Origin of the sequence: Pyrobaculum islandicum DSM 4184, assembly GCF_000015205.1 — an archaeon.
Taxonomy (GTDB): Archaea; Thermoproteota; Thermoprotei; order Thermoproteales; family Thermoproteaceae; genus Pyrobaculum; species Pyrobaculum islandicum.
Genome location: NC_008701.1, coordinates 181,135 through 206,791, shown reverse-complemented (window position 1 = coordinate 206,791; position 25,657 = coordinate 181,135). Strand labels below are relative to the sequence as shown.

30 protein-coding genes are annotated in these 25,657 nt (G+C 54.4%); 23 read left to right on the top strand and 7 right to left on the bottom strand.

The window, feature by feature from the left end; translation table 11 throughout:
• Positions 1-75 precede the first annotated feature (75 nt).
• The 9 genes from PISL_RS01125 to PISL_RS01085 all read left to right on the top strand — a co-directional run bounded on the left by PISL_RS01125 (position 76) and on the right by PISL_RS01085 (position 7,715).
• Positions 76-1,794, top strand: a complete 1,719-nt coding sequence (locus PISL_RS01125; RefSeq protein WP_011761977.1) for an AMP-binding protein — start codon at positions 76-78, stop codon at positions 1,792-1,794.
• A 42-nt stretch (positions 1,795-1,836) separates the two neighbouring features.
• Positions 1,837-2,562, top strand: a complete 726-nt coding sequence (locus tag PISL_RS01120) for a Rossmann-like domain-containing protein (RefSeq protein ID WP_011761976.1) — start codon at positions 1,837-1,839, stop codon at positions 2,560-2,562.
• A 22-nt stretch (positions 2,563-2,584) separates the two neighbouring features.
• Positions 2,585-3,766 (top strand): iron ABC transporter substrate-binding protein, encoded by a 1,182-nt coding sequence (locus PISL_RS01115; protein WP_011761975.1) that lies wholly within the window; start codon positions 2,585-2,587, stop codon positions 3,764-3,766.
• Positions 3,754-4,770, top strand: a complete 1,017-nt coding sequence (locus PISL_RS01110; protein ID WP_011761974.1) for a FecCD family ABC transporter permease — start codon at positions 3,754-3,756, stop codon at positions 4,768-4,770. The genes PISL_RS01115 and PISL_RS01110 overlap by 13 nt, the downstream gene beginning before the upstream one ends.
• A complete protein-coding gene (locus tag PISL_RS01105; RefSeq protein ID WP_011761973.1) occupies positions 4,757-5,509 on the top strand; it encodes an ABC transporter ATP-binding protein in 753 nt (250 codons plus the stop codon). The genes PISL_RS01110 and PISL_RS01105 overlap by 14 nt, the downstream gene beginning before the upstream one ends.
• Positions 5,510-5,581: 72 nt before the next feature.
• Positions 5,582-6,190, top strand: coding sequence for an energy-coupling factor ABC transporter permease (locus PISL_RS01100; protein ID WP_011761972.1), 609 nt, complete (start codon positions 5,582-5,584; stop codon positions 6,188-6,190).
• Positions 6,187-6,498 carry a PDGLE domain-containing protein gene (locus tag PISL_RS01095; protein ID WP_011761971.1) on the top strand — a complete coding sequence of 104 codons (312 nt, stop codon included), beginning with the start codon at positions 6,187-6,189 and terminating at the stop codon, positions 6,496-6,498. Before PISL_RS01100 ends, PISL_RS01095 begins: the two co-directional genes overlap by 4 nt.
• A complete protein-coding gene (locus PISL_RS01090; protein ID WP_011761970.1) occupies positions 6,479-7,063 on the top strand; it encodes a hypothetical protein in 585 nt (194 codons plus the stop codon). The genes PISL_RS01095 and PISL_RS01090 overlap by 20 nt, the downstream gene beginning before the upstream one ends.
• Positions 7,044-7,715 (top strand): ABC transporter ATP-binding protein, encoded by a 672-nt coding sequence (locus tag PISL_RS01085; protein ID WP_011761969.1) that lies wholly within the window; start codon positions 7,044-7,046, stop codon positions 7,713-7,715. Before PISL_RS01090 ends, PISL_RS01085 begins: the two co-directional genes overlap by 20 nt.
• On the opposite strand, the gene PISL_RS01080 is transcribed toward PISL_RS01085, so the two are convergent.
• From PISL_RS01080 to hypE, 7 genes are read right to left on the bottom strand one after another with little or no spacing between them, the layout of a single operon-like run.
• The gene (locus PISL_RS01080) at positions 7,707-8,003 is read right to left on the bottom strand and encodes a hypothetical protein (protein WP_011761968.1); all 297 of its coding nucleotides are present in this window, start codon (positions 8,001-8,003) and stop codon (positions 7,707-7,709) included. The genes PISL_RS01085 and PISL_RS01080 overlap by 9 nt on opposite strands.
• A gap of 4 nt (positions 8,004-8,007) precedes the next feature.
• Positions 8,008-8,706, bottom strand: coding sequence for a hypothetical protein (locus tag PISL_RS01075; protein ID WP_167827590.1), 699 nt, complete (start codon positions 8,704-8,706; stop codon positions 8,008-8,010).
• Entirely contained in the window at positions 8,696-10,942 is a 2,247-nt protein-coding gene (gene hypF / locus PISL_RS01070) for a carbamoyltransferase HypF (RefSeq protein WP_011761966.1), read from the bottom strand. Before hypF ends, PISL_RS01075 begins: the two co-directional genes overlap by 11 nt.
• On the bottom strand, positions 10,935-11,282 hold the full coding sequence (locus tag PISL_RS01065) for a HypC/HybG/HupF family hydrogenase formation chaperone (protein ID WP_011761965.1): 348 nt from the start codon (positions 11,280-11,282) through the stop codon (positions 10,935-10,937). The genes hypF and PISL_RS01065 overlap by 8 nt, the downstream gene beginning before the upstream one ends.
• Before the next feature lies 1 nt (position 11,283).
• The gene (gene hypD / locus PISL_RS01060; RefSeq protein WP_053240243.1) at positions 11,284-12,564 is read right to left on the bottom strand and encodes a hydrogenase formation protein HypD; all 1,281 of its coding nucleotides are present in this window, start codon (positions 12,562-12,564) and stop codon (positions 11,284-11,286) included.
• Positions 12,565-12,584: 20 nt separating this feature from the next.
• Positions 12,585-13,157, bottom strand: a complete 573-nt coding sequence (locus PISL_RS01055; RefSeq protein WP_011761963.1) for an MBL fold metallo-hydrolase — start codon at positions 13,155-13,157, stop codon at positions 12,585-12,587.
• Positions 13,151-14,182: a hydrogenase expression/formation protein HypE gene (hypE, locus tag PISL_RS01050; protein ID WP_011761962.1), complete on the bottom strand. Its 1,032-nt coding sequence runs from the start codon at positions 14,180-14,182 to the stop codon at positions 13,151-13,153. The genes PISL_RS01055 and hypE overlap by 7 nt, the downstream gene beginning before the upstream one ends.
• Before the next feature lie 83 nt (positions 14,183-14,265).
• Between hypE and PISL_RS01045 the strand changes: the two genes are divergently transcribed.
• From PISL_RS01045 to PISL_RS00980, 14 genes are all read left to right on the top strand, one after another.
• Entirely contained in the window at positions 14,266-14,733 is a 468-nt protein-coding gene (locus PISL_RS01045) for a Ni,Fe-hydrogenase maturation factor (RefSeq protein WP_053240525.1), read from the top strand.
• Complete coding sequence (locus PISL_RS01040) at positions 14,720-15,343, top strand: hypothetical protein (protein WP_011761960.1); 624 nt, start codon at positions 14,720-14,722, stop codon at positions 15,341-15,343. Before PISL_RS01045 ends, PISL_RS01040 begins: the two co-directional genes overlap by 14 nt.
• Positions 15,330-16,646, top strand: coding sequence for an NADH-quinone oxidoreductase subunit B family protein (locus PISL_RS01035; RefSeq protein ID WP_011761959.1), 1,317 nt, complete (start codon positions 15,330-15,332; stop codon positions 16,644-16,646). Before PISL_RS01040 ends, PISL_RS01035 begins: the two co-directional genes overlap by 14 nt.
• A complete protein-coding gene (locus PISL_RS01030; protein WP_011761958.1) occupies positions 16,643-17,416 on the top strand; it encodes a hypothetical protein in 774 nt (257 codons plus the stop codon). Before PISL_RS01035 ends, PISL_RS01030 begins: the two co-directional genes overlap by 4 nt.
• Positions 17,417-17,465: 49 nt before the next feature.
• Positions 17,466-18,761, top strand: coding sequence for a (Fe-S)-binding protein (locus tag PISL_RS01025; protein WP_011761957.1), 1,296 nt, complete (start codon positions 17,466-17,468; stop codon positions 18,759-18,761).
• Positions 18,762-18,822: 61 nt separating this feature from the next.
• Positions 18,823-20,739 (top strand): nickel-dependent hydrogenase large subunit, encoded by a 1,917-nt coding sequence (locus PISL_RS01020; RefSeq protein WP_011761956.1) that lies wholly within the window; start codon positions 18,823-18,825, stop codon positions 20,737-20,739.
• Entirely contained in the window at positions 20,739-21,254 is a 516-nt protein-coding gene (locus PISL_RS01015; RefSeq protein ID WP_011761955.1) for a hydrogenase maturation protease, read from the top strand. Before PISL_RS01020 ends, PISL_RS01015 begins: the two co-directional genes overlap by 1 nt.
• Entirely contained in the window at positions 21,241-21,495 is a 255-nt protein-coding gene (locus tag PISL_RS01010; RefSeq protein ID WP_011761954.1) for a hypothetical protein, read from the top strand. Before PISL_RS01015 ends, PISL_RS01010 begins: the two co-directional genes overlap by 14 nt.
• A complete protein-coding gene (locus PISL_RS01005; protein WP_011761953.1) occupies positions 21,492-21,812 on the top strand; it encodes a hypothetical protein in 321 nt (106 codons plus the stop codon). The genes PISL_RS01010 and PISL_RS01005 overlap by 4 nt, the downstream gene beginning before the upstream one ends.
• Positions 21,805-22,203, top strand: a complete 399-nt coding sequence (locus PISL_RS01000) for a CopG family ribbon-helix-helix protein (protein ID WP_011761952.1) — start codon at positions 21,805-21,807, stop codon at positions 22,201-22,203. Before PISL_RS01005 ends, PISL_RS01000 begins: the two co-directional genes overlap by 8 nt.
• A 29-nt stretch (positions 22,204-22,232) precedes the next feature.
• Complete coding sequence (locus tag PISL_RS00995) at positions 22,233-22,643, top strand: hydrogenase maturation nickel metallochaperone HypA/HybF (protein WP_011761951.1); 411 nt, start codon at positions 22,233-22,235, stop codon at positions 22,641-22,643.
• Entirely contained in the window at positions 22,640-23,365 is a 726-nt protein-coding gene (locus PISL_RS00990; protein WP_011761950.1) for a P-loop NTPase, read from the top strand. Before PISL_RS00995 ends, PISL_RS00990 begins: the two co-directional genes overlap by 4 nt.
• The gene (locus tag PISL_RS00985; RefSeq protein ID WP_011761949.1) at positions 23,362-23,958 is read left to right on the top strand and encodes a hypothetical protein; all 597 of its coding nucleotides are present in this window, start codon (positions 23,362-23,364) and stop codon (positions 23,956-23,958) included. The genes PISL_RS00990 and PISL_RS00985 overlap by 4 nt, the downstream gene beginning before the upstream one ends.
• Positions 23,959-24,540: 582 nt before the next feature.
• Complete coding sequence (locus PISL_RS00980) at positions 24,541-25,602, top strand: radical SAM protein (protein WP_011761948.1); 1,062 nt, start codon at positions 24,541-24,543, stop codon at positions 25,600-25,602.
• Positions 25,603-25,657: the final 55 nt, after the last annotated feature.

The following is a 25,657-nucleotide window of genomic DNA, read 5'->3' as shown; positions in this document are numbered from 1 at the left end:
ACGTTAACACAGGACATGTATTATTAAGAGTTGCGGCTGGGACATAGCTTTTTAAGGCTGTGGCAACCATCTGCCATGTCATCGGGGGAGGCGGTTGTGCCGCCTAGTCTCAAGTGGAAGACTGTGGACTTCTCCCTCTATTTCAAGCTCTATGGGGAGAGCGTGAGAGATGTATTCCGCTTCTGGATGGGGGAGGCGGGGCGGCTTGTGTGGAGACGGCCGCCGTCTAAGGCGTATGAGGGGGGCGTGTGGTTTCCAGATGGGGAGCTCTCTCCCTACGAGAACGTGGTTGGGAGACATAGGGGGTCTTGGGTGTGGGATAAGGTGGCGCTGGTGTGGGAGAGCGAGGAGGGGGAGGTGAGGGTTTACACCTACGGCGATTTGGATAGGTTGGTGGGGGAGATGGCGGGCGTGTTGAGGGGGCTTGGGGTGGGGAGGGGGGACTGGGTGGTTTTCTACGCCCCGCCTACGCCGGAGGTTGTGGCTTTGATGTTGGCGGCGGTTAGGCTGGGGGCGCCTTTTGAGCCGGTCTTCACGGGCTGGGGGTGGTACGCCCTGGCTAAGAGAGTCGCCAACAGGCAGCCGAAGGTTGTTGTGACGGTGGACGCCTTCCCCAGGCGGGGGAGGCCTGTGAGGGTGAAGGAGGCGGTGGATAAGGCCGTGCCCGAGGAGGTCAAGGTGCTGGTGGTGCCTAGGATGGGCGTGGGGGTGGCGAGGCGTCGCAACGACGTATTTCTAGAGGAGGTGGAGCGGGCGCCGTGGGAGGAGGCGGTTGTCCCCAGCGGCCACCCGCTCTTCGGCCTCCACGCCGGCTACCCCGAGGGGCCGAGGCCGCTTACCCACCGCGCCGGGGGGTATTTGACGCAGACCTACGCCACCACCAGATGGCTGGGGGTTAGGCCGAGGGACACCTACTTCTGTACGGTTCTCCCGGGGTGGATTACAGGCATAACCTACGTCCTCTTCGGCCCGCTGATGGTGGGCTCGTCTGTGGTGGTGTACGAGGGGGGGCCGGACTACCCCCACTGGGATAGGTGGTGGTCTATCATAGAGAGGTACGCCGTGACTGTGTTCGTCACTACGGCGGGGGCCCTCCGCTATCTCTCCAGGCAGGACCCTGAGCTGCTGAGGAGGCACAACCTGGACACCCTCCGCCTGATCATAACCACCGCGGAGCCCATGGAGGTGGAGATCTGGCGGTGGACATACCAATACGTGGGTACTGGGACGGTGCCCACAGTCGACTCTCTGCCGGAGAAACTCAGCGGGAGGATCCCGGTGATACATAGCTTTATACAGACTGAGTTCGGCACCTTTGTCACGGGGCCTCTGCCAGATTACGTCTTCACGCCGTTGAAGCCGGGTTCCGCGGGGCCGCCGATGCCGGGTTTTGTATTAGACGTGGTGGACGAGCTGGGGAACTCCGTGAGGGGGAGGCCGGGTAGGCTGGTGGCAAAGGCCCCCTGGCCTGCCATGCCAGTGGAGCTGGAGTTCTCCGGCGTATACGACACGGGGGACCTGGCGGTTATGGACAACGACATGTATATCTTCCCGTTGGGGAGGAGAGACGGCGTGCTTAAGGTAAACGGTTATAGGATCAGCCCCGGCGAGATCAAAGAGGCTATATCTAAGACGTTGGGCGTCGAAGTTGAAGTAGAAAAGGGCAGAGATCCCCTGAAGTTTGAAGTTCCAATTGTAAAAATTAGGGGTAGCTATAAGCCAGAGGACATAAAGCGGTTGGTAAGAGAGATGGTAGGCCCCATCGCCGAGCCGGCTGAAGTAGGCCTATCTTAAGTATTAGACACGAGAAATATATATCTAGAATTTTTGTATTACGTGCTTGTTAAGAAAATTGCAGAGTATGTATCGCAGATGGCCGAGGGGCTTGAGATTGTGGATTACTGCGTCTGTTTTTCTGGCGTATATGTAGTTGTTAAGGGGCCGCGGGGGAAGGCGCTGGGCTTTGCCCACATTCCTAGGGAGGACCTCCACGAGCTTGGTGAGGTGAGACCCCCCGCGTTGGAGGAGATGGCTGACTTCGTCGTGGATCTACACCCCATAAACAGGGCGTTGGGGGTGGCGATGGTAAACGCCGTGTCTCAGTACCACCTGGGACCTGTGGAGCCAGGCGACTTGATGAAGTACTACGCGGGAGACCCGGTGTGTCTAATAGGCAACATGAGACCCCTAGCAGAGGCCCTCAGGAGGAGGGGCCACCAGGTGTACGTATTCGAGAAGTCGCCTCACCTCAGGTTCGGTGCATACTCTGAGGTGGAGGAGAGAATCCTCCTCCCCCGCTGCAAGACGGTCATAATCACTGGCATGACCTTGCTGAACTTTACAATCGACGACGTATTGGCCGTCTCCCGGGGGGTAAACATACTGACCGGCCCCACAGCCGGGGTACACCCAGACGCGCTGAGGGGCACAGGGGTACACGTGGTGGCCTCCATAAAGTTCAACATTGAGCCGACGATACGCCACCTCAAGCTAGGCCACTACATCTCCCTAGCGCTACACAAAGATCTAGGCATTCCATACACAATCCCCATTAATACTTAAATACACATAACATACTACAGCCATGAGGAAAGCCATTTATCTGGGAATCGCCGTATTTGTAATCCTAGCTCTTTCAGCCTACTACCTCTCCCAACAGCCGGGGGCTGTTCCACAAACTACAGTCCCCACAGCACAAACCACGGCCGCCGCAACCACGACGACTACGCCGCCTTCCACCGCCGGTGCTGTGGAGGTGGTGGATGTGTTGGGGCGGCGGGTGTCTGTGAAGGCGCCTGTGTCTAGAGTTGTGGCTTTGGGGCCGGGGGCGCTTAGGCTCGTGGTATATCTCAACGCCACAGACAAACTAGCCGGGATAGAAGAGATAGAGAAGAGGCCACCGCGGGGTAGAGACTACGGCTACATCCTCTGGACAAAAAACCTCACCTCGCTCCCGGTGATTGGCCAGGGCGGCCCCGACAGCCCCGTCAACTTTGAGGCTATTATGAAGGTGGGCCCCGACGTAATCGTTATGTCTCCAGTGCTGGCCAACTCTCCCGACCAAGTACAGGAGAAAACTGGCATATCCGTGGTGGTGGTCTCGTATAGCAACGCCGTGGGCGGGGTAAACTTTACCACTCTCTTCCAGTCGCTGAGGACGTTAGGCGTCGTATTGGGTAGAGAGGAGAGGGCTGAGGAGCTGGTTAGATACATGGAGGGTTTGATCCAGGATCTCAAGAGACGCACCGCCAACATAACCCAAAAGCCGAAGGTGTACGTAGGCGCAATCTCCTACAAGGGCGGCCAGCCCTTCGAGAGCACCATGTCGAAGTTCCCGCCGCTGGTTTTGTTAAACACGCCGGGGGTCGCAGATAGATACGGCATACAGCCGGGGGCCAAGATCGACTGGGAGGCGCTCTTGAAGGAGCAGCCTGACGTGATCTTCATCGACTTGGGGAACTACGCCCTGGTGGCGCAGGACTTTAACAAGAGCCGGGATAAGTACTGCGCTCTTAAGGCATTCAAAGAGGGGAGGATATACGGGATACTGCCCTTTAACCACTACTGGAGCAACATCGCTACGCTTTTTGCTGATGCCTACTTTATGGGTAAGGTGCTTTATCCGGAGGCGTTTAGGGATGTGGATCCTGTGGCTAAGGCTGACGAGATCTATAGGGAGTTCCTCGGCACGCCCCTCTACACGGCAATAGCCAAGGATTTCAAAGGAGGATTTAGACAGCTGACAGAGTTCAAATGCGGGTCTTAGCGTCGTATCTCCTGTTGGTTGGGGTGTTGGCGGCGCTTTTCCTCTACTCGCTTTCTGTTGGAGCGTACAGCTACGGCCCTCTGGATGTGCTTAAGGCGGCGTTGTGGGGGTCTGGGCCTGAGGCGCTTGTGGCGAAGATGCGTCTGGCGAGGGCTGTGGCGTCTGTGGCGGTGGGGGCCGCCCTCGCTGTGGCGGGGGCTGCTCTACAGGCGGTTTTGAGGAACCCCCTCGCCTCGCCCTTCACCCTCGGGATCCCCCAGGCGGCGGCCTTGGGCGTGGCTGTGGCGGTGATGGTGGCGGGGGCGGGGACAGTCACGCGCGGCCTGTTGGACATATCCAACCCCTACCTCGTCGTGGGGTTGGCCTTCCTCTCGGCTCTCTTGAACGGCCTCCTCGTGCTCTTCCTCGCCTCGTTGACCGGCTTCAGCGTGGCTTCTGTGGTTCTGGCGATGGTGGTGGTCTCCTCTGTGTATCAGGCGGCGCTGGCCCTCCTCCAGTACCTCTACCTCAACGATATACAGACGGCGGCTGTGGTCTTCTGGACTTTTGGAGACGTGGGGAGGCCCGGCTACTGGGAGAGCTTTATGCTTCTCGCCGTGGCGGCCGCCTCAGCTCTCTACTTCCTCGCCAACTCGGCGGGGTACAACCTGGTGGCCGTGGGGGAGGAGGTGGCGAAGACCTCGGGGGTGGACCCCGCCAGGCTGAGGTTGACCACCCTCGTGGCCGTGACGCTGGCGGTGGCGGTGTTGGTGTCCTTCACGGGGGTCATCGGCTTCGTGGGCCTGGCGGCTCCGCATATAGCGAGGCTCTTGGTGGGGGGAAACCACACGAGGCTTATCCCCGCCTCCGCGGCGGCCGGCGCCGCCCTTGTGCTGGGGGCAGACATCGTGGGGAGGCTGGCGAAGCCTCCCGTGATAATTCCGGTGGGGATCACCTTGAGCTTCGTGGGGGCTGCCTTCATATTGGCTCTGCTCTTTAGGCTGAGGAGGTATGGTGAGTATTAGGATAGAGGGGGTTGAGTTCAGCTACCCCTCGCGGCCGGCGCTTAGGGGGGTCACTGTGGAGATCCCGCCGCGGTCTTTTACGGCAGTGCTTGGGCCAAACGGGGCTGGGAAAAGCACCCTCATGAAGATCATGGCGTCTGTGCTAAAGCCCAGGAGGGGGGCAGTGTACTTCGACGGGAGGATTCCGCGGAGGGAGGAGCTGTATAAGATGGTGGGCTATGTCCCGCAGAGGGCCACCCCGGGGGGCCGGCTGAGGGTTATCGACCTAGTGGTGAGCTCTAGGAAGCCCTACTTCCGCTTCTTCCCCACCGCCAGGGACTACAAAGCCGCCGAGGAGGCCCTCAAGCGCGTTGGAGTCAGCCACCTGAGGGATAGGTTTCTGGAGGAGCTGAGCGGCGGCGAGTTCCAGCTGGTCCTCCTGGCTAGGGCACTTGCGGTGGAGCCGAGGGTCCTCCTGCTGGATGAGCCCTTCAACAACCTAGATCTGAGACACCAGCTGGAGGTGGCCTCGCTGTTGAGGAAGCTCTCTAGCGACGTCACTGTGGTGGCTGTTCTACACGATTTAAACATGGCACTGAGGTACGCCGACTACGCCATATTTATGTCCCGCGGGGAGGTATACGCCGCGGGGCCTACAAAAGCCGTCTTTAGAGAAGACGTCATATACGACGTCTACGGCGTCAAGACGAAAATACTTTGGGAAATCCCCGCCGTCATCCCCCAGCAGCCGCCGGGATAACATATACCGTAATACATGACCAAGATGTATTTATTACAGTGAAAGTATTTATAGGTGTGAAATCTCCCTCTTATGCACATACCGGACGGGTATCTAGACCCCATCTCGGCTGGCGTGACCTGGGCGATAATGTTAATCTACGGCTTTTTTGCGTACAAGAAGGCGGCGCTTGGGAAAAACCTGGAGGTTGTGGTTGGGCTAGCTGCCGCGATTTTTATAGCGCAGATGTTTAACTGGCCTATCCCCGGCGGGACCTCTCTTCACCTCGTCGGCGGGGCGCTCGCCGCTATTATGCTGGGGCCCTTCGAGGCGTTTTTCGTATTGCTCCTCGTCCTCCTCGTGCAGACGTTGGTTTTTCACGACGGGGGGATTACAACGCTTGGGGCCAACGTGATAAACATGGGCGTGGTCGCGCCGCTTGTGGGCTGGGCGGCGTGGAGGCTACTCTCCAGATACAACAAGCCGCTTGCGGCGGCTGTGGCTGGGTGGGCTAGCATCACTGTGGCGGGGATGGCGGCGGGGTTTGAGATCGGGGTAAGCCCCTACTTCCCCTATGCCTGGACGATCAGCGTGCCTGTGATGACTACGTGGCACGCGCTGTTGGGCATAGTAGAGGGGGTTATAACGGCGGCCGTGGTGGAGTATCTGCTCAAGAGGGCTCCCCAGTACGTGAGGGTATGAAGAAGCTGTACATATTCCTGGCGTTGATGGCGCTTGTGTCGCCGGTGTTCGGCGTGTGGCTAGCCAACTTGGTGGGCTACCACGAGCCGCTTGACGTGGCCGCGGACATGATAAACGAAGTGGCTAACGAGACGTTGCACAAGGTAATACTGCAGGACGTCAGCGACCAGATGAACTGGACCCCGCTGAAGGACTACACGGTGCCGGGGCTACCTGATTGGCTTGGCTACATCATATCGGCGTATATAGGCCTCGCAATATTTATAGCCCTCTGGCTGGTAGCTAGACGTGTTAAGAAAACTCGTTGAAGATATTACTGAGGCCGTCGCGGCGTTTGAGCGGATCCCCAGAGTGGAAAACACCCCCTTTTCTATACTCCTCCTCGTCTCCACCGCGGCGGCCTCCTTCTCCCCCTCTGTCTACATCGCCGCGGCGTTTTTCGCCCTGGGCCTTCTCTTCGCCGCCGCGGCTAGGGAGGTGAAGCCGTGGGCTCTAGTGGCTTTCTTCTCCCTTTTCTTCTCGGGACTGGTCTCCCTCCCGGCCGCCCTAGGTCTTCTCCCCAACAAGACAGACCCTCTCCTCTTCGTGGCGAGGACGGTCTCCGCGGCGTCGGTTGCCACGGGAGGCCTTCTCCTCACCGGCTGGTGGGGCTTCGTGAGATCCCTCAGGCTGAGGGGGGACTTGAGGCGTATGTTTGAGCTTATGCCGCTTTCTGTTATGGCCATTGGCCAGGCGGCGGTGGTCATAGCGGCGGCTAAGGAGGCTAGGGGGGAGGACAAGAGGGCTGTGGCGGCGGCTATAGGAGACGTTTTGATATACGGCATACAGAGGGGGGTAAGCTTGAGGATGGCATATGAGGCGCGAAGTGCTTAAGGCCGTCGACGTCTACTTCGGCTATTCAGAGGACGTGCTGAAGGGAGTTAGCCTATCGGTTGGGGAGGGGCAGTTCATGGCGGTGATGGGGCCTACGGGCTCGGGCAAGACCACCCTCCTCCTGGTGCTGGCGGGTCTCCTCAAGCCGCGGAGGGGGGAGGTGTACTTCATGGGGGAGCCCCTGGAGGGGCAACTCCCAGCGGCTAGGAGGCTGATGGGGGTGGTGTTCCAGAACCCAGACGACATGTTTTTCAACCACACAGTGAGAGACGAAATCGCCTACACAGCCGTGAGGATCTACGGCAGAGAGGAGGGGCTTAAGCTCGCCGAGGAGGCGGCCAAGGCCCTTGGCATAGAGGGTCTCCTAGATAGGCCCCCCTACAAACTCAGCGGAGGGCAGAAGAGGCTTGTCACCCTGGCGGCTGCCACTGTCCACAGGCCTAGGCTACTCCTGTTGGACGAGCCGACGACTTATCTAGACGAAGACGCGTATGAAGTTGTAGTTAACTATCTTGCGAAACTTAAAGCCGGCGGCGTCTCTGCAGTAATTGCCACACACGACGAAGAACTTGCTGTCAGACTTGCAGACTCTGTTTATAAACTACGCGAGGGGAAGCTCACTCCATATACGCCGCGTAGAAAGCTATGTTAAGACATAGAGAGTCTTCTCCTTAATACTCCTCATAAGCGCCTCTTTCGCAGTGCCTTTCATAACTTTCGCCTCCGTATATCTTTCAAGAAGTTGTGCAAATTCTGTTGCTATAGCCTTTGCCTCTTCTCCCTCTGCAATAAGCTCTGCCCTAGGCGGCGGCCTCTCGCCAACTCTCCATATAAGCAGTCGTAAATTTAAAGAGAGCCAAGTCTCTTCTACGTATATATATATCTTCTCGCCGTATGTATATATTTTGCCCCCCTTCTGGGCTAAAAGGTGGAGCGCCATGTTTTTACATCGGAATTTTAAATATATAACCCACTACTTTTTTCTCCGGCGGCTCTCTAGGCAAGCCAAAAGAGACATTAAATCTATCTATTGGCTTGTCGCCGGGAGCTGGAAATAAGAAGTGGTTCTTGGGGTCGAAGGGATCTCTTAAAGCAATTACGGCAGGGGGAATTCTTGCAGGTATGTAGTGGAGCCTGATATATACCTCTTTCACCTCGCCGTCTCTATATCTAAAATACAGGGGCTCGTATTCATAAATGCCGCCGTCTCCCCTCCATCCGAAGAAGAGAACCCCCTCTAACGCCCCGGCTACCCACTTCGCTGAATAGTACGCGACATGGGGCTCGTCGCCGCCTAGCCTAATTTTTGAAAGCGGCTCTTGGTTCAACGCGGCTGTGGCCGCCAGCTTTCTATCTATTCTATCTATGGCTCTGTCCGGCGGAATGCCCCGCCTCAAGAGCTTGCCTAACAACTTGGGGAGCCTCCATCTACGTGCTACGTCGATTAGGTAGATGCCGGGTCTCACGCGACTATCTCTCACTCCGCATATTACCACTGCCTCTTTCAAGCTGACCACTGCCCCGTCTATTTCAACTTCCACCGTCCCCCCACTCTTAGTTAATCTATATGTGCCGTTTTTAACCTCGCCGTCTCCGCCCTCGTAGCGGAGGGGGCTATTGCCACAGAGAAGTTTATACTCCAAGGTGGGCAAGGTAGTACAGCTGGCCGAGGGCTATGCCTCCGTCGCCAGGCGGCGTCTTCGACGGGAGAGCCGCTCTTCCACACACCGACTCCAGCCCGGCGATTATGTAATCATTTACGGCAGCTCCGCCTCCAACCACTATATGTCTTACGCCCTTCCTCTCCGCCGTCTCACAAGCCCACTTGCCGAGGATCTGCCCCAACTTATACTGGGCTGTATATGCAAGATCTTTTACATCGGCGCCTTTTAGATACAGCTCTATGAGTTGCCCAAACAACTCCACTTGGTCTTCAGCCTCTAGCTCAATTAGCCTCCCGCCAGCCGCCGTAGCTTCAAGCCTAATGGCTGGCTCTCCTTCATACGTCCTCTCCCAAGCCACGCCGAGTGCTGCCGCCACGGCGTCTAGAAACCTCCCTACGCTAGAGGTGTAGAGCCGAGACTTTTTCACTTCTCTTGCTACGATTTGAGCTTCTGACAAACCGCCAGGGAGTCTTTCGGCAAGTTTCAGTCTCTCTACGAGATCCCAGTCTTCGCCAAAGTATTTAAATAAATAGGCCAACGCCATTCGAGCTGGCCTCAGGGCGGCGAGGTCGCCCCCCGGCATGGGGACGTAGGCGAGGTGACGGACTCTCTCATATCTCGCCCCGTCTACATATAAAACCTCGCCGCCCCACGCGGCGCCATCTTCTCCAAGCCCCACGCCGTCTATAGCCACGGCTACGAAAGGCTCGGCGACTCCTACATCTGCAGCAGTCGCCAAGGCGTGGGCGTGGTGGTGTTGTACCATGTAAATCTCTGCGTTAAACTCTTCGGCCCACTCGCGGCACAACCTATGTGAGTTATAAGTTTGGTTGAGGTCACAGACGAGGACAAACTCTCTTAGTCTATACGTCTGGACTAGCCAACGGAGCTCTCGGTCTAGATCTTCAAGTGCCTTGAAGCTATCTAAATCGCCTATGTATTGAGTTAAAATAGCCTTATCGCCTATGCCCACGCCGCCTGCTGTTTGAAGATCTGCCCCAAAGGCCACTGCGGCTCTGCCCAAGCGTAAAGGCGTTTTTATCCACACAGGGGCGTAGCCCCTCCCTCTCCTCAGTAGCGTGGGTCTACCGGCTGTGAATCTGACTACGCTGTCGTCTACTCTGTGAACAATCTCCAGGGTGTGGTCTAGGATATAATCTGCCACGCCCAACTTCGCAACACACCGCCAATCTGTACACATCGGCTCGCCGTGTATATTCCCGCTTGTGGCAATGGCGAATTTATCCCTTATTTCAGACAAGAGGAGATATTGAAGCGCCGTGTAGGGGAGAAATATGCCCTCTTTGTCCAACCCAGGCGACACTAGAGGAGACGCCGGGCTATCCTCTCTCTTGAAGAGTAGAACTATTGGCCTTTGAGGCGATGTTAGAAGCTCGGCTGCAGTTTTATTAACTACTGCCAGCCGCCCCGCCGTCTCAAGGTCAAGCGCCATTATAGCAAAGGGCTGGGTAGGTCTCTTCTTTCTCTTCCTAAGCTTAGCCACTACGTCGTCGTCTGAGGCGAGAGCAAATATGTGGAAACCCCCAACCCCCTTTACCGCCACTATATAGCCCTCGTTTATTAGCCTAGAGGCCTCGGAGATGGGATCTCCCACATCTATAGGTTCCCCAGTTGAGTCTAATAATTTGACTTGAGGCCCATCATTTTTACAAGATATACCCTGGTAGTAGAAACGCCTAATGCCGCCTACTTTAGGGTCGTTATATTCCCTTGTGCATTTATCACATAGGGGGAAGGCAGTCCAACTTGTGTTTTCCCGGTCGTAGGGGAGTTTTTTAATTATGGAGAACCTCGGCCCACAGAAGCTACAGGAGTTAAAGGGGTAACGTCTCCTCCTCTCATCTCCTTCGAGAACCTCTCTGAGACATTCATCACATATGGCTAAATCTGGGGGGATCATAGATACAGTCTCCACCTCCTGCGAGCTTTTTTCAATAGTAAAGCCGCGCACTCCCCTGGGGGCCACCTCTATAACTCTTATATCTTCTATATATATCGCCTTTGGCCGCCCGTTTAGAAGACTATCTAAAAACTCTCTGCTTCTCTCCCCCTCGACGTATATCTCCACCTCTCCACCCCCCAAGTTTTTTACATAGCCGCTGAGGCCCAGTTGATCTGCCAGAATTTTGACATATGGCCTAAAGCCTACTCCTTGGACAATGCCGATTATATGTATTAGGTAGGCCTTAGGCAAGTTCTCTCAAAGCCTGGCTCCTCCCTTGCCGTACCTCCTCTGCGATTTTTAACACACGCCACATCTCCTCTTCGATAATTTTTTCAGCCGCCTCGGGGTCCTCCCCTGTTGAAGCTGCCAGTTCTCTAGCCATCTGTTTCCACATCTCCATACTTTCTTTTAGAGTCTCTAGATCTACTTTCGCAATTATAACGCCGGCGTGAACCATTACGAGGTCGCCCACTTGTAGTTGTCCCTCCTCTATGCCTATCACCGCCGGCCTCTCTACGCCATCTCCAGGATCTACAAAGGCGATGCCCCCCTCTATTTTTTTAACTACTGAGGGGACTGCCCAACACATATTACGCCAGGCCTATCTCTTTTGCAACCTCCACGGCGAGACCTCCGCCTCCAAATCTCGCCCATATGGCACACGTCCCCTCTACAGAAACCATACAGGGGCCGACGGGGTGATCCGGCGTGCAAGCTTTCATAAAGAGCGGGCAGTCGGTAGGCTTGGCTTTGCCAAGGTTGACTTCTGCACATTTACAACCAGGCGGCAAGTCGTAGCGCCATCTCTCCGGCGTTAGGTCTGGGATTCCGAAGTATTCAAAGGCGTCGTACTGCTTGAACTCCTCCCTAAGCGCGAGGCCGCTCTTTGGGATATAGCCTATGCCTCGCCACGCCGTATCTACAGTTTCAAACACTGTATGTATTGAAGACTGCGCCTTTAAATCTCCCTCCCACTTTACGGCTCTTACATACTCAATTACGACTTTATGTTCGCCATTTTTTAACTGTCTTAAAATTTCGGCAATTGCCGTAAGGACGTCGTTAGGCTCAAACCCCGCCACAACTACAGGTACACGGTATTGCTCAGCCACGGGGGCCCAGGCCTTGCCCCCTATTATTGTTGAGACGTGGCCCGGCGCGATGACGCCAGAGATGGGATAGTCGGTAGGCTTTTCTTTAACCATGTCAAGGGCGTAGAACATCGCCGGCGGGGTCAGTTTGACTAGAGACATCAGCTTGAGGTTAGGAGGCACAAGCCCCCTCAAGATGGCCTCGGAGTAGCCCGGCGCCACTGTCTCAAACCCAATGCCCAGGAAGAGGGAGGGCTTGTTGTGCCTCTTGGCGTCTATAGCCGCGTGGAGGAAGGTGTGTATAAGTCTCACGTCGGCACCCATCGCCTTAGCCTCAGCCAGCGACCTGGCCCCCCTCACCCTCTGGAGAGCCGGGAGCCTGAAGACGTCTCCATATGTATATATCACTACTCCTTCAAAGGCCAGTTTGATCGCCTCCTCTAGGTAGTAGGATGGGGTGACGCAGACGGGGCATCCTGGCCCAGCCACAAGCTCTACGTTGTCCACCCCAGCCATCTCTAGGACGCTCCTAAGGCCGAAGTGGACAATAGTCCACTCGTGGGTGCCGCAGAAGTCCATGACCTTATATACGTAGTCCCCATCTCTCTTCTTGAGTTCTTTGGCGTATTTCTTAATATACTGGATCAACATGCCCGTGATCTTGCTCTTCCGCCTAAAGGCCAGCTCGAGGGCGGCCATCTCCTTACGCATCATAGAACAGTTGAAACAATCGGGAGAGGGGGCGGGGCCAGGAAACTCGCTCAGAGATAGACAAGACATGAGCTAGAGATATTTGTCATTTATATATTTGAGGGGGAGGCATCTAGGTACACCACTTGGGTATAGGGCTGGGAAATGTCTCTAAACTTAACGTAGGGCCGCATCTCCCCGAAGTGGATGGGTATTGCGATCTTTGGACGGATGAGTTTAACAGCCTCGGCGGCTTCTTCTGCTGTCATAGTGCCATCCCCCCCGATGGGGGCTAGAAAGATGTCTGTCTTAATTTTTGCCATCTCCCCTATTAAATCAGTATCTCCCGGGTGGTATAGGGATACGCCGCCCACCTCTACCAGATAGCCGACGCCGAACCCCTTTGGATGTACTGGAGCTCCATTTATTAATTTAGTCATGTTATAAGCCTCCACAACAGATACGGCAAAGGGCCCGAGCTCAAGCCTATCTCCGGGCTTTACCGCAGGAGGTGCCAAGCCCCCGACGCCGCCGTAGTGTCTCGGGTGGATGTGGGTGTAGAGGACATGTCTACAGGGCGGCTTCAACACGTCTATACAGAGTGACTCCCCGCCTGCCGATATCTCAACCCCAGCGTAGTCCCACCGCACGATTCTCACGTCTCTAAAGACTAGTCTCAGCATATCCTCGGCACTATGTCGCCTCTGGGAGGCTCCAGAATCCTAAGCCCGCCTGCGAGAGTTTTAAGCAAGACATACCCTCTGTGTTGTTTCGCCTCTCTAAACTCGCCGACAATTCTCGCGTTTTGAAAGCCCAGCCCCCTCACGAACTTCACCACTTCCTCTGCGACAGAGGGATCAATAGCGAGGACTGCAACACCCTCGCTTGCTAAATAAAGCGGGTCTATGCCGAGCATCCCGGCGTATGACGCCACCTCTGGTCTCACAGGGAGACTCTCCTCCTCTACCACTATTACGCCGCCGCCAGCCTTAGCCCAGTCGTTCAACACCATGGCGAGGCCCCCCCTCGTGGGGTCTCTAGCCGCATGGATATACTCGCCGTATTTCTCCACCAGCGGCACCATGAGCTTGGTAAGCGGCTTCACGTCACTCTTTAGTTTGAGTTGCTCTGGCTTATCCACGTCCCCCATCTGCAACATAAGGATCACAGCGCCGTGATCTCCCACGAAGTCGCTCACCACGATCTTGTCACCGTGTCTCGGCCTATCCACGATGACTCTCTCCGCGACCCCTATCCCCACGGTCGTGATCACAATCTTATCGAGCTGGCCCTTGGGCATTACTTTGAAATCTCCGCCGATAAGGGCCACGCCCTCCGTCTCTAGGACAGAGAGGAAGGACTTGACTACTCTGTCGAGCGTCTCGTAGGGGAGTCCCTCTTCTGCTATAATCGAATCTAACATGGCGACGGGCCTACCGCCGAGCATTAACACGTCGTTTATAGAGCCCGAGGCGGCGAGCACCCCGATGTCGCCCCCGGGGAAAAAGGGCGGGTTGACTGTATATGCGTCAATAGTCACTACGAGATACCGGCCATCTCCCATAGGTATAGCTGCCGCATCATCAGGAAAATCAAGCCCAAGCCCCCCGGCCACCTTTTTAAGACTCTCTGGTAAACGCTTTAAGAAAAGCTTTTCAATTATCTCGGCTGTCTCAACTCCTCCAGATCCGTGGGAAAGCTTAATCATCAAACGTATGAACTATAGAGCTAAAATATTTACCTATGGCAAAATAGGGGAGAATGTATATATATACGGTTAAGTTGAGATATATGCGTGTTTTGGTCGGCTACATAGGATATCTTTTTAAAGGAGATTGCGCCGTGGGTTTAAGGGCTGGGGAGTTACTCCGTAGCAAGGGGGTGGAGGCTGTGGAGCTGTCAGGCGATGTATTTACCATGGTAGACGAGCTTATGAAGCTGAAGCCAGACAAATTGATTTTAATCGGCGCAGTACAGAGAGGCCGCAGGCCAGGCACTGTGGAAGTCTACAAGTTCACGCCGAGAAGCTTCGGCAGCCCCCTGGAGATAAACGACGCCCTGAGGCCCTCGCTAGAGGGGAGGATCTCGCTGGAGGACCTCCTCATCGGCCTCAGCGTCTTGGGGAGGCCCACCGACGAGATATACGTCGTGGAGTGCGAACCGCCGAGGCCCGACCCCGTCATCGGCCTCTCGCCCGAGGGGGAGAAATGCGCGGAGGAGCTGGCGAAGAGGGCGGAGGAGCTCTATGTGCAAGCTTGAAGAGAAGGACGTTGAAATCCTGAGAGTTGCCTTCTACAAGAGGGGGGCTAAGTTCTACGGTATATATAAAGAGGTTAGACTTCCTCTAGCTACCGCCTGGAGGAGGACAAATAAACTGGTTATGCTTGGGTTTCTTACTGAGAGAGAAAGCCAACTCTATATAACAGATAAGGGTTTAATAGCGCTCGCATATGCTGGCGATTCGGTAGCTTTAAGCGAGTTAGCACGGCGCTATGGCGAACCGCCAGAGGCTGTGAAATATGTAATAGACGAAATATGTAACGCAGTGGCTCTCGAATACATCCCGCTGGAGAAGTTTTCAGATGTGGTCAAGCTTTTAGACATAGGCAATCTATACCGTTATAAAAACACAGTAGCTGAGCGGCTCGCGGCAAAGCTGATGCTAGAGTTTTGCAAGCCCTGCCGTATAGAAACAGAGAAGGGGTCTTACGTCCTCGGCAACGGCTTCATCGTGGCGGCCTACTGTAAACTATGCAATGGGGGGACTTATGAGCTTCTACCTGACTGCCCCCATGTGGCGGAAATTTTCTCCAATGTGAAAAAAGTATTTATTAACAAGGGCGGTGGAAAGAGCCATGAAGATAACTAGACGCGATCTAATTAGAGCTGGCTCTCTAGCGGCAGCTCTCTCAGCTTTAAACTGGCCGGCGCTTGTAAAAGCCGCAGGCGAAGCCGTAAAGGAAGGGTTGGTAAACATCGTCTGGTTCGAAGCGCAGAGTTGCACGGGCGACACGGTCTCTATAATCCAGGCCACAGACCCCTCGCTGTTAGACGTTTTGCTGGGTACAACGCCGCTAGTAGGGCCTGGCATGGTACGTCTAATATTCCACGAAGCAGTTATGCCGCAGTGGGGCACTTACCATATAAAAGAGACTACAGACGTTGCGGATCATAAAATCCTTGAGAATTATGTAACAAAGCAACCACCTCCCGGTGACGCCATGAAGCTCCTCGAGGAGATAGCAGAGGGCAAATACGGCCCCTACGTGTTGGTTCTAGAGGGTAGCTTCCCACAGGAGTACGGAATACCTGGCACAAACATCGAGCAGAAGGGCGGCTACTACTGTCACGTAGGCCATAGGACCTGTACAGAGTGGGCAAAGCTTCTCTTTAAGAATGCCATTGCCGTAGTTACAGTTGGCAACTGTTCATCCTATGGCGGTCTCGTGGCGAACAAGGTGTTGGAGCCGCCGCCAGGCTTCAAATACCCCAGCTGGTCCCCCTCGCCGACGGGCGCCGTTGGCATGTTCGACGATCCGGTGAGGGGAACAAAGGGCATGATACACATCAGTTACTTCCAGCCAGAGGTAGAGCCGTTTAGGAAGTACATAGACGAGGGCGGCGTGCCCGACTTCAAGACAATGAAGCCGGCCGTCGCCGTGCCCGGTTGCCCAGCGAATGGCAACGGCATACTGCGGACGCTTGCGCTTCTGACTTTAGTCGCCGCCGGATTGCTTAAGCCGGACGTCCTGGAGAGGAAGGCCTTCCTAGACCAGTACGCCAGGCCGCGCTTTATATTTGAAAACACAGTTCATGAACAATGCCCACGCGCCGGTTCCTACGCCGCTGGCGACCTAAGGCCGTACCCCGGCGCCGGCGACTACAGATGTCTATTTGCCGTGGGTTGCAAGGGGCCGATAGCTAACTGCCCGTGGAATAAAGTGGGTTGGGTCAACGGTGTCGGCGGGCCGACTAGGACAGGCGGTGTCTGTATTGGTTGCACCATGCCGGGCTTTACCGACGCCTTTGAGCCATTCTACGCGCCGTTGAATGCGCCTAGGCTACCCACTTTAGAGACGCTGGGGGTTGCGCTGGGAGGCGCCGCCTTGCTTGGCGTCGCAGGCGCATACCTAGCCTCAAAGGCGGCTAAGCCTAAGGAGGAGAAGAAATGAAGGAGCTACTTGAGCTCTCGCTCTGGGTCTTTCTCCCTGCCGCGTTGGTGATTTTCGCCTTCGGAGCTACCTATAGAATACTGCGGTACGTCTTTCTCTATCAGAAGGGCGTCTATATACATAGGAAGACCGGCGCTGGGGCGAAGATCAAGGGGCTTATTATGTCTTTCCTCAACCCCATAATATTCAACATTAGGACAAAGCCAATCGACTTCTTTGCTGGGCTGTTGGCGCTTCACTTCGTAGGTCTCATCCTCCTGATATTTCTACTGGCGCAACACGTGGCGTATCTATCGGCGATTATACCGTTCTACTCCTTGCTCTGGCCCTTCGCGCTTCCAATAAGCTCGATCACTGGAACTCTAACTGTGACATCTCCCATAGGGGGGGAGATCAGAGTTAGCCCCATATGGGGCCCGCTGACTATAGTATTAAACGGCGACATCCTCACTATCTTCTCGCTGATCGGCATTGGCTACAAGATCGTCGAGAAGCTTTGGGAGAAGGCACATGGCGCTAAGAATGTCCGTGTCGGTGATCTACTCATTTGGCCGCTCCTCTTTACCATCGTAGTGACTGGATGGCTTGCGGCTCACCACTACCCGCCTGGCATCGAGAACTACAGGCTAGTGCTCGGTCTCCACATTGCCGCCTCTGCCTTGTTCGTGGCCGTGTGGCCGTTTACCAAGTTCTTCCACTTCCTGTGGGGCTACTGGTACGGGAAGCTCCACGAGTGGTACGACGTTGTTATAAAGCGGGGGGCTCACTAATTTCGCTTTTTTGAAAACTATATTTTTTTAACTCCTGCCACTTCTACCCATGCTTACGGTGCCTAAGCTGAACTCGGTCACACTCCACTATTTTGAAAACTGTGTAGGGTGCGCCGCATGTGCCCCCTCTTGCCCCTACTTCTACGTAGACGAGAGGTACAGCCCCGTGGAGAAGGCTGAGTTCCTAAGAGAGATGCTTAGGGCGAAGTATACGTTAGCTGGGAGGCTTTTCGGCCGTTTCGTCGGCGCGAGGATGCCCAAGAGCGAGGACGAGATGTGGAAGATCTTGGAGTTTGCCTATAGATGCACCAACTGCGGCCACTGCTATGTGACATGTCCTTTTGGCATAGATAGCGGCGCGATGGTGCGCTTGCTAAGGCAGGCGCTTTACTCGACCGGAATAGCGCCAACTTTAATGAAGCAATTTGCGGGCTTCGAGGGAAGCGGCCAGTATCTACAGCACCCGTCTGTAAAAGCTATGTGGGAAGCCTTCATGACCGAGGTCGCCAAGCTTGGGGCTCCCGTTGACAAGAAGGGCGCCCGGGTACTCCTCATGATTTCAGTTATGGACGTGGTGTTGCTGAAGGACACTGTTTTGAACACTATAAAGATTTTAAAGAAGGTTGGCGAAGATTTTACGATTCCGTCACGGCCACTAGGCGTTAGGCCGCCCATTGGGGCAGTGGTGGGAGACCCGGCGGCACAGAAGACAGCTATAGAAGACGTAGTTAAATACGCCGAGTCTATTTCGCCGCAGATCCTCGTCACAATAGATGGGGGCTTCGTCTACCCCAACCTCAGGTTCGAGGCTACAAACCTACTGAGGAGGAAGTTCAGCTTCAAGGTTTATCACATCACAGAGCTCCTCGCCGAGTATCTCAGGGAGGGCAAGTTGAAGCTTAAGAAGACAGGTGCCAAAGTCACTTGGCATGACCCGTGTCAGTTGGGTAGGAGAGCCGGCGTGTTTGAAGAGCCGAGGGAGGTGCTGAAGGCGTTTACCGACTACCGCGATCTTCCTCACAACAGAGCTAACAGCCTTTGTTGTGGCGGCGGAGATGGCATAAACTGTCTCACGAAGGAGATGCACATGGCCATGGGCAAGCTCCTGGGGATGGACATATGGGGGATGTTGAGCGCCCGGGAGAAGGAATTTGTAGAGAAGAGTGAAGATGCCTATAAGAAGGCCATAAGGAGGAAGATGGACGACGTGAAGAAGAGCGGTGCGGAGGTTGTCGTCACTGCTTGCCCAGTCGGTATAGAAACTATTAGGTTGGGCACACAGCTCTACGGCGTAAATGCCAAGGTAGTACACATCGTAGACCTAGTCGCTGAGGCCCTGGAGTAAGGCCCTTAATTTTTCACAGTTGAGAAAACTAGATTTTTTAAAGCCCCCTCTGGATTGTCCTATGTCTACGGTAAAGATCTGGATTGACCCCATTACGCGTATTGAGGGACATCTAGCTTTGTATGCAGAAATAGATACCGGCACCAGAGCTGTGAAAACTGCTAGAACCACAGTGATGGCATTCCGTGGCTTTGAGGTATTCCTAAGGGGTAGACCTCCCGAGGACGCCCCCCACATAGTTTCTCGTACATGTGGAGTCTGTGGCGCAGCTCATGCTAACGCCTCTGTGATTGCCTGTGATATCGCCGCAGGTATGACACCGTATCCAATGGGGAGTGTATTGAGGACTCTTGCCTATTCCATGACAGACTACATCTATGACCACCCATTGATTTTAAACATGTTGGAGGGGCCGGACTACAGCGAGGTGATTATAAGCAAGCTTACTCCATCTGTGTGGAAGGTTGCCCAGGAAACGCCGGCCAATTACACGGCGATTCACGGTTACCGCACAATTGCTGACATAATGAAAGATCTCAACCCTATCACAGGCAAAATTTGGCAATTAACGGTAAAATATCAAAGAATTGCGAGAGAAGCTGGCGCATTAATTTACGGCAGACATGCCCACCCATCTACCCTTATCCCCGGCGGAATCTCTACAGATATTACTAACTTGCCCTCCCTGCTACAGGAGTACTACGCCAGACTTTCACAACTGACTGCCTGGGTTAAGTTCGTCTGGGCCGTCTGGCAAGACCTTTATGAGTTCTACCGTGACCACGTAACTACGCCGGACGGGAAGCCCTACGCCACTACCCAAGGCAAGACCCACGACCCACCGGTGATGCTCGCCGGTGGTTTCGCAGACGATCCCGAGGTATACAGCAACATCACCGACGAGGCGAGGGGCAACTGGAGAGAGCTCTATGCGAGGCTTGACCAGGCCTACAACGCGAGGGGCGAGAAGCCGGGCTTTGCCATCGGCCACGATATATACAGCAAGAACCCGACGGAGATCCAGCTCGGCTATGTGGAGTTTGCAGACTCCTCTTTCTATGAGGACTGGGTGAAGAGCAACGTGGCGCCGCCCACCGGCTGGATAAAGGAAGATCCCATCGGCCGGCCGTTGGTAAATGGAACAGAGCTCTTCAAGTACCACATGTGGAATAGGACCACTATCCCGAAGCCTGGCGCCATTAACTTCGCCGAGAAGTACAGCTGGGCGGCTGAGCCTAGGCTTGTGCTTAAGGACGGCCGCATCGCGCCTATCGAGACCGGCCCCATATCGCAACTGTGGCTTGACACGCTACACGCCACAAAGTTTGAGCTAGCTGGCTTTAAGGCCTGGGAGTCCAACGGCAGTCAGATGAAGATCTATCTCCCCGGCGGGACTGTGGCGCCTGACTTGCCGCCTGGCACAAAGGACGAGCTTGTCATTACGTGGAATTTGCCCAAGTACTCGACGACGTTTGAACGTCTGCTGGCCCGCGCGGTTCACCTCGCCGTGGTGAACGCCATAGCCTGGGCCAACCTGCTGTATGGCCTCCAGTTGGTAAACGCCGGGAAGGTGCAGACCTCTAGGCCGTGGAGCTACGGCAAGTGGCCCGACTTTAGCTATAGCTTCGGCTGGTGGCAAGTGCCGCGCGGCAATTGTATGCACTGGCTCGTGCAGAAGGGCGGGAGGATCGTGAACTACCAGTACGAGGCTCCGACGACGCCCAACGTCAGCCCGTCTAACAACCGTTGTACCGACCCGTGGAAGGGCCAGTGCGCCGGGCCGTTCGAAATGTCTGTACGGAACAGCGTAGTGACGGAGGAGCTCCCGCCTGACCAGTGGACTGGCCTTGACCAAGTGAGGGCGATCAGGAGCTTCGACCCCTGTCTGGCGTGTGCTGTACATTTTGAGGCCAAGGGCGAAGGGGGCAGAGTTATGAACGTAATCGAGAAGGTGATCTGGAATGCTTGCGCCATTTAATGCTACTAGTCGTCGGGCTGGGCAACGTAGTCTACGGAGACGACGGTTTTGGTAGTTGTCTAGCTCAAGTCCTCTCACATTACAACGATTTTGTTTTTGATGGAAATGCCCACGGCATAGGCGTTTTAGGAACCTTAGCGGATTACGACATCTTAGTTTTTCTAGACATAGACGTTAGATTGCCCCCTGGTGCTGTAGCTATAGAGAGAGTCGAGGGCTCTCTTACTCTCCAAGAGACTAGGCTTATAGATGCCCACAGGACGCCGCCTTCTTTACTTGTCGGTTATCTCAGGGCGATGGGGCGAGATCCCAAGGCCTATATAATCGCGGTGGGGCCTAAGACACTCGAGCCGTTTTCTCCGCCGTCGCAAGAGGTTATAAAGGCTGTACCTATTGCAGTAGAGGAGTTAAAAAAATTGCTTGCTCAATTTGGCGTCGAACTTAAAATTGGAGAGAATGTGGTAGAAGAGTTTAAAAACTGCTACCGCAGAGCATTGAGGTATGAGCGAGTTTAAAGAAATTGGCAAGGCTCTTGGCGTCTTGAAGAAAGATCTCTTAGGCCCTGTAGAAGAAATCCTCAAGCCTGCCCAAGAACTGTTTTCTATATTTACAAAGCCTTTGGAAGACGCCCTTAGAGACACAATAGGCGAAGTGGTATATAGACAGTTAACTACCTTCGGCGAGGCTCATAAACTTGATTCAAATGTCGACCCGGCTAAATTGCTTGAGACTGTAAAACGCCAGTTGAGGGTATGACTGTGTTTAAAATGGACGACGGCGTTGCGCCTCGGGATTTAAAAATTGACATTATTACAGAGGGCCTTAGGGAGATTAGAAAGATGTATGTTGAATGTATTTCACGGAGTAAGCCTGGGATATGTTACGCCAAGGCGGCTGGCGAATTAATATCTATGTTTGGCTCTCTACTTCCAAACGTTTGGCACGACCAAGAGCTTAGGTATTTCGTCTTGAGGGGGACAGACGGCGTTTTACTTGCCTATGACGCAGAAACTGGTAAATATGTCACTTTGGAAATTGGGAAAGCCGTCCAAGTGTTGTTGAAGTATGGTTAGGAGAATTTCGATAGTTTTAGACGACGAGCTTTATAAAGAGATGGAGAGATATATGACTGAAATTGGCGAAGTGAACCGCTCCCGTTTTATAGCTTCGCTCATAGCCGAGAAGGTGGGGGAGGCGGCTAAAACGCCTGTCGCCTCGCTTATAGCTATTGTCTACGACCATGAAGTTGGAGATGTGGCGAAGCACTTAACTGAGGTTCAGCACGACTTTAACGATATTATTAGAGTAGCGACGCACGTTCACCTAGACGAGAGAAATTGTCTAGAGGTGATACACGCCGTTGGAGATGCGCAGAGAATCAGAGAGCTCACCTCGAGAATCTCTAGAATCGGCAGGGGGATTCGCTATCTCAAAGTGGTAAATATCCCGAGGGAGGCTCTATAATACTTTAATATAGGAAACGTCTCTTTCCCATGCACGAATGGTCACTTGCGCTTTCTGTAATTCAAACTGTAGATAAATGGGCGAGAGAACACAATGTAGAGGTTAGAAAGATCTCTCTTTCTGTGCCCATAGTGTCACAACTAGACATCTCCATATTGAGAGAGGCTTTTGACATGCTTAAGAAAGAGTCTAGACTTGAAAAAGCAGAGCTGGAGGTAAAAGTTAGGACTCCCAGATATAGATGTAGGGCATGTGGCTATATGTTTGGTCATGAGGAGGTGGCCTCTCAGATAGAGGCTTTAGTTGGGAAATATGGCGAGGAGTACCCCCTACATCTCGTGCCCGAGTTGCTCCCCGCGTTTGTAAAATGCCCAAAATGCGGCTCGCATGATATTGAGGCAGACCTCTCAATACAAGTAGAACAGATTGAGACGGTATGAGGCCTCTTTTGGAGAGGGCCAGGGACAATCTACGTGACAAAGAGGTAGTAGCTGTAATGAGTGGGAAGGGGGGCGTTGGGAAGTCTACAGTAGCTACACTCCTAGCGTTCCTCCATAAGGACACCGCCTTGATAGACCTAGACATATTTGGCATGTCTATCCCAAGGCTCTTCGGCGTTGTGGGTAGATTACACGAGGTTGAGAAAGAGGGTATTAAGCCTTTTGAAATAGGCGGTGTAAAACTGTTTAGTCTCGGCGGCATAGTAGGCGATAGATATGTAGTGCTCCCCGGCGCCAATGAGGGAGGGGTTGTAGAGGCTCTCCTCGCCTTTGCCGACTTAGACGGCGTGAAGAGAGTCGTTATAGATATGCCGCCGGGCATGGGGGAGGCTCTCCTAGCCCTAGAGAGAGTCGCCAAGTTTAAGCCTGTCCTTGTGTCGACGCCTTCAAAAATGTCTATAAAAGTCGTCGGACACCTCGCAGATTATCTATCTGAAAGAGGGGTCAAGCCCCCCCTCTTTGTTTTAAATATGGCATATGTCGAATGTGGCGGGGTCAAGGTCTACCCATTTGGCCGGGGAGAGGAGGCTAGACAACTCGCAGAGCGCCTCGGCTCTACCATAGTGGAACTACCAATAGACCCCGACTTCGAAAATTATGTTGGAAAAATACATGAGTATAGAGGGCCCATATATAGAGAGCTTCAGAAAGTTAGGCTATGAGCCTTGTATATAGTTCGTCGTATCTCTTCTGGGCTATATACGGCTCTGAGGTAGACATACCGGCTTTTTTAAACAAGCTTGTGGGGCTTGGATACGAGGTGGGGAAGGCGTATTATAGATCTGGTTCTATCCAAGTGGAGCCGTTGCCCGGCGGCTATGCGGCCCGGAGAGTATATGAAGAGGGGGAGGTCAAAATTTATATAGACACGGCGAGGTGGGCTGTGGGCACGTCTGGCGATAATTACCAACTCACTATGAGAGGCGTTGCCGATATCTCCAGGGCTTTTATAGAGCTGTCTTTTCCAGAGCCTCCCAGGGCGGAGTTTCACACATCCATAGGGCTAAAAGCTGAAAATTGTAGAAGACAAACTGTAAAAATTGGCGATGTGGAAATGGCGGTAGACGGCTATATACTTACGACTGGCCAACCACAGGGAGGAGAGGGGATTTATATAGCTATCACACCTACAGGAGGCGGAAGATATATAGCCTATATAATTGTAGGCGGAAGCTGGAGCTACGTCGTGACGTATGCAAAAAGAATAGGAGATATTATCAACGGCGCCATACACTTTTTCACATCATGTAATTAATAACCCACGTCTTTTCTCCGTCCACACCCCACCGATATCCAAGGCCAAGCGGCGCGTAGCTATGTCTATATCTTAGCCTTTCTTTCAGCCGGAGTATGACACCCCGCCCTAAATGGCGAGACTTTTCATCAAAAATTCGACGCCTTTCTAACCTCTTATAGAGCCTCCTCAAGTTCGTCTGACCTTGATACGCTGTTTTAAAACCAGCTTAGCCAACTCGGCGAATAACATCGCCATGTCTCTCGCCGCTTCTTTCTCTTGATATTTTTGAATACTTGCCGCAAGGGTCAGGCCCGTGGTACTAATAGTCGTAGAGATCCAGAGCTATCGCAAAGAGAGACCAGCCCTACGTCCTCAAGCATCTGTAAAAGTCTCTTCATACTCTCTGTCGGCACCCTAGGCACGGCCCTTGGCGCAAGCTACTCCTTCTGGCGACGGCATTGAGTCTCTCTAGCTCAAGTCTCATCAACGCGGCATGTGATATAGCCTTCGTTGGTGTGCTTTGGGAGAGGTCTCTCGAGAACCTCCGCAGACATCATATTTACTTTCAAAACTACTTAAAGACTTATGTAGGGTCTTTTTATGGAGGCGTGGCGTAGGAAGCTAGGGGTTGTCGAGAAGCTGAGGACAATGGTAGATATAAAGAGGGTAGAGCGTGATCACCATGCCAAAAGGCTGCCCAGGCCTTGCGGGATCACCATCCACACGGGGGTGGGCTGTCCCTTGGCCTGCGCCTACTGCTACATCTACGACATGGGCTTCCCCGGCTCCGTGAGGCCATACCCCCTCACGCCGCTGGAGATGGCCTACGCCATAGCCGCAAACCCCCATGTCGCCGTGGGGGAGCGGGGCACTCTAGTGGCTGTGGGCTCCGTCACAGAGCCCTTCCTCCCCGAGACCAGGGAGCTGGCCCTGGGCTACATCGCAGCCGTCGTGGAACATCTAGGCAACCCCGTCCAGGTGGCGACGAAGTACCCCCCTCCACTGGAGCTCGCCAAGTATAGGGCAGATGTCTTAATCAGCGTGACAGACGTGGAGGGGAGGCTGGAGCCGAAGGCGCCTAAGCCTGTGGAGAGGATCAGAGGCGCCGGGGAGCTCGTCAAAAGGGGCGGCTCGGCCACTCTCTTCGTGAGGCCGATAGTGCCGGGGGTGACCGACCGCGACCTAGAGCGGCTTCTGGCCTTGGCATGGGACGCAGGCATTAGGCGTGTGGTGTTCGGCACGCTACGGGCTACACCGGCTATTGCCGCCAGACTTAGATCCTTCGGCGTAGATATCACGCCGTATATACGCAGGCTAGAGGAGGGGAGGCAGGTCCCAATAAAGTACCCGAAGGAGAGACTGGTGGAGACAGCGAGGAAGTGGGGCTTCGAGGTGCTTCCCGCCTCTTGCGCCTCCAACATCCTCGCCCATGGCCAGAAATGCGCCCTCTGTAGCTGGGGCCCATGCGGCGGCGTCCCAGAGGTAGACGTGGAAGACGTGCGAGACTTCCTAGAGTACCGGGGCTACAGGGGGGCCGACCCCCACTTCGACGGCCGGCGGGTCGTGGTTAAGGTAAGGCTGAAGCGGGGGGATAAGATCTTCCTGGAACAAGCCCTCAGAGTGCCGGTGGTCAGCCAGGGGAAAGCACGTCATCTGTCGTAAACGGGTCACCTCATCACAAATATATCCAGCCAGTTAAATTAAAAGATGATGAGTT

Coding starts and splice junctions, on each gene's coding strand:
- PISL_RS01125 (WP_011761977.1), top strand. CDS start 76: ATGTCATCGGGGGAGGCGGTTGTGCCGCCTAGTCTCAAGTGGAAGACT.
- PISL_RS01115 (WP_011761975.1), top strand. CDS start 2,585: ATGAGGAAAGCCATTTATCTGGGAATCGCCGTATTTGTAATCCTAGCT.
- PISL_RS01110 (WP_011761974.1), top strand. CDS start 3,754: ATGCGGGTCTTAGCGTCGTATCTCCTGTTGGTTGGGGTGTTGGCGGCG.
- PISL_RS01105 (WP_011761973.1), top strand. CDS start 4,757: ATGGTGAGTATTAGGATAGAGGGGGTTGAGTTCAGCTACCCCTCGCGG.
- PISL_RS01100 (WP_011761972.1), top strand. CDS start 5,582: ATGCACATACCGGACGGGTATCTAGACCCCATCTCGGCTGGCGTGACC.
- PISL_RS01095 (WP_011761971.1), top strand. CDS start 6,187: ATGAAGAAGCTGTACATATTCCTGGCGTTGATGGCGCTTGTGTCGCCG.
- PISL_RS01085 (WP_011761969.1), top strand. CDS start 7,044: ATGAGGCGCGAAGTGCTTAAGGCCGTCGACGTCTACTTCGGCTATTCA.
- PISL_RS01080 (WP_011761968.1), bottom strand. CDS start 8,003: ATGGCGCTCCACCTTTTAGCCCAGAAGGGGGGCAAAATATATACATAC.
- PISL_RS01065 (WP_011761965.1), bottom strand. CDS start 11,282: ATGTGTTGGGCAGTCCCCTCAGTAGTTAAAAAAATAGAGGGGGGCATC.
- hypD (WP_053240243.1), bottom strand. CDS start 12,564: ATGTCTTGTCTATCTCTGAGCGAGTTTCCTGGCCCCGCCCCCTCTCCC.
- PISL_RS01055 (WP_011761963.1), bottom strand. CDS start 13,157: ATGCTGAGACTAGTCTTTAGAGACGTGAGAATCGTGCGGTGGGACTAC.
- hypE (WP_011761962.1), bottom strand. CDS start 14,182: ATGATTAAGCTTTCCCACGGATCTGGAGGAGTTGAGACAGCCGAGATA.
- PISL_RS01045 (WP_053240525.1), top strand. CDS start 14,266: ATGCGTGTTTTGGTCGGCTACATAGGATATCTTTTTAAAGGAGATTGC.
- PISL_RS01040 (WP_011761960.1), top strand. CDS start 14,720: ATGTGCAAGCTTGAAGAGAAGGACGTTGAAATCCTGAGAGTTGCCTTC.
- PISL_RS01035 (WP_011761959.1), top strand. CDS start 15,330: ATGAAGATAACTAGACGCGATCTAATTAGAGCTGGCTCTCTAGCGGCA.
- PISL_RS01030 (WP_011761958.1), top strand. CDS start 16,643: ATGAAGGAGCTACTTGAGCTCTCGCTCTGGGTCTTTCTCCCTGCCGCG.
- PISL_RS01025 (WP_011761957.1), top strand. CDS start 17,466: ATGCTTACGGTGCCTAAGCTGAACTCGGTCACACTCCACTATTTTGAA.
- PISL_RS01020 (WP_011761956.1), top strand. CDS start 18,823: ATGTCTACGGTAAAGATCTGGATTGACCCCATTACGCGTATTGAGGGA.
- PISL_RS01015 (WP_011761955.1), top strand. CDS start 20,739: ATGCTACTAGTCGTCGGGCTGGGCAACGTAGTCTACGGAGACGACGGT.
- PISL_RS01010 (WP_011761954.1), top strand. CDS start 21,241: ATGAGCGAGTTTAAAGAAATTGGCAAGGCTCTTGGCGTCTTGAAGAAA.
- PISL_RS01005 (WP_011761953.1), top strand. CDS start 21,492: ATGACTGTGTTTAAAATGGACGACGGCGTTGCGCCTCGGGATTTAAAA.
- PISL_RS01000 (WP_011761952.1), top strand. CDS start 21,805: ATGGTTAGGAGAATTTCGATAGTTTTAGACGACGAGCTTTATAAAGAG.
- PISL_RS00995 (WP_011761951.1), top strand. CDS start 22,233: ATGCACGAATGGTCACTTGCGCTTTCTGTAATTCAAACTGTAGATAAA.
- PISL_RS00990 (WP_011761950.1), top strand. CDS start 22,640: ATGAGGCCTCTTTTGGAGAGGGCCAGGGACAATCTACGTGACAAAGAG.
- PISL_RS00985 (WP_011761949.1), top strand. CDS start 23,362: ATGAGCCTTGTATATAGTTCGTCGTATCTCTTCTGGGCTATATACGGC.
- PISL_RS00980 (WP_011761948.1), top strand. CDS start 24,541: ATGGAGGCGTGGCGTAGGAAGCTAGGGGTTGTCGAGAAGCTGAGGACA.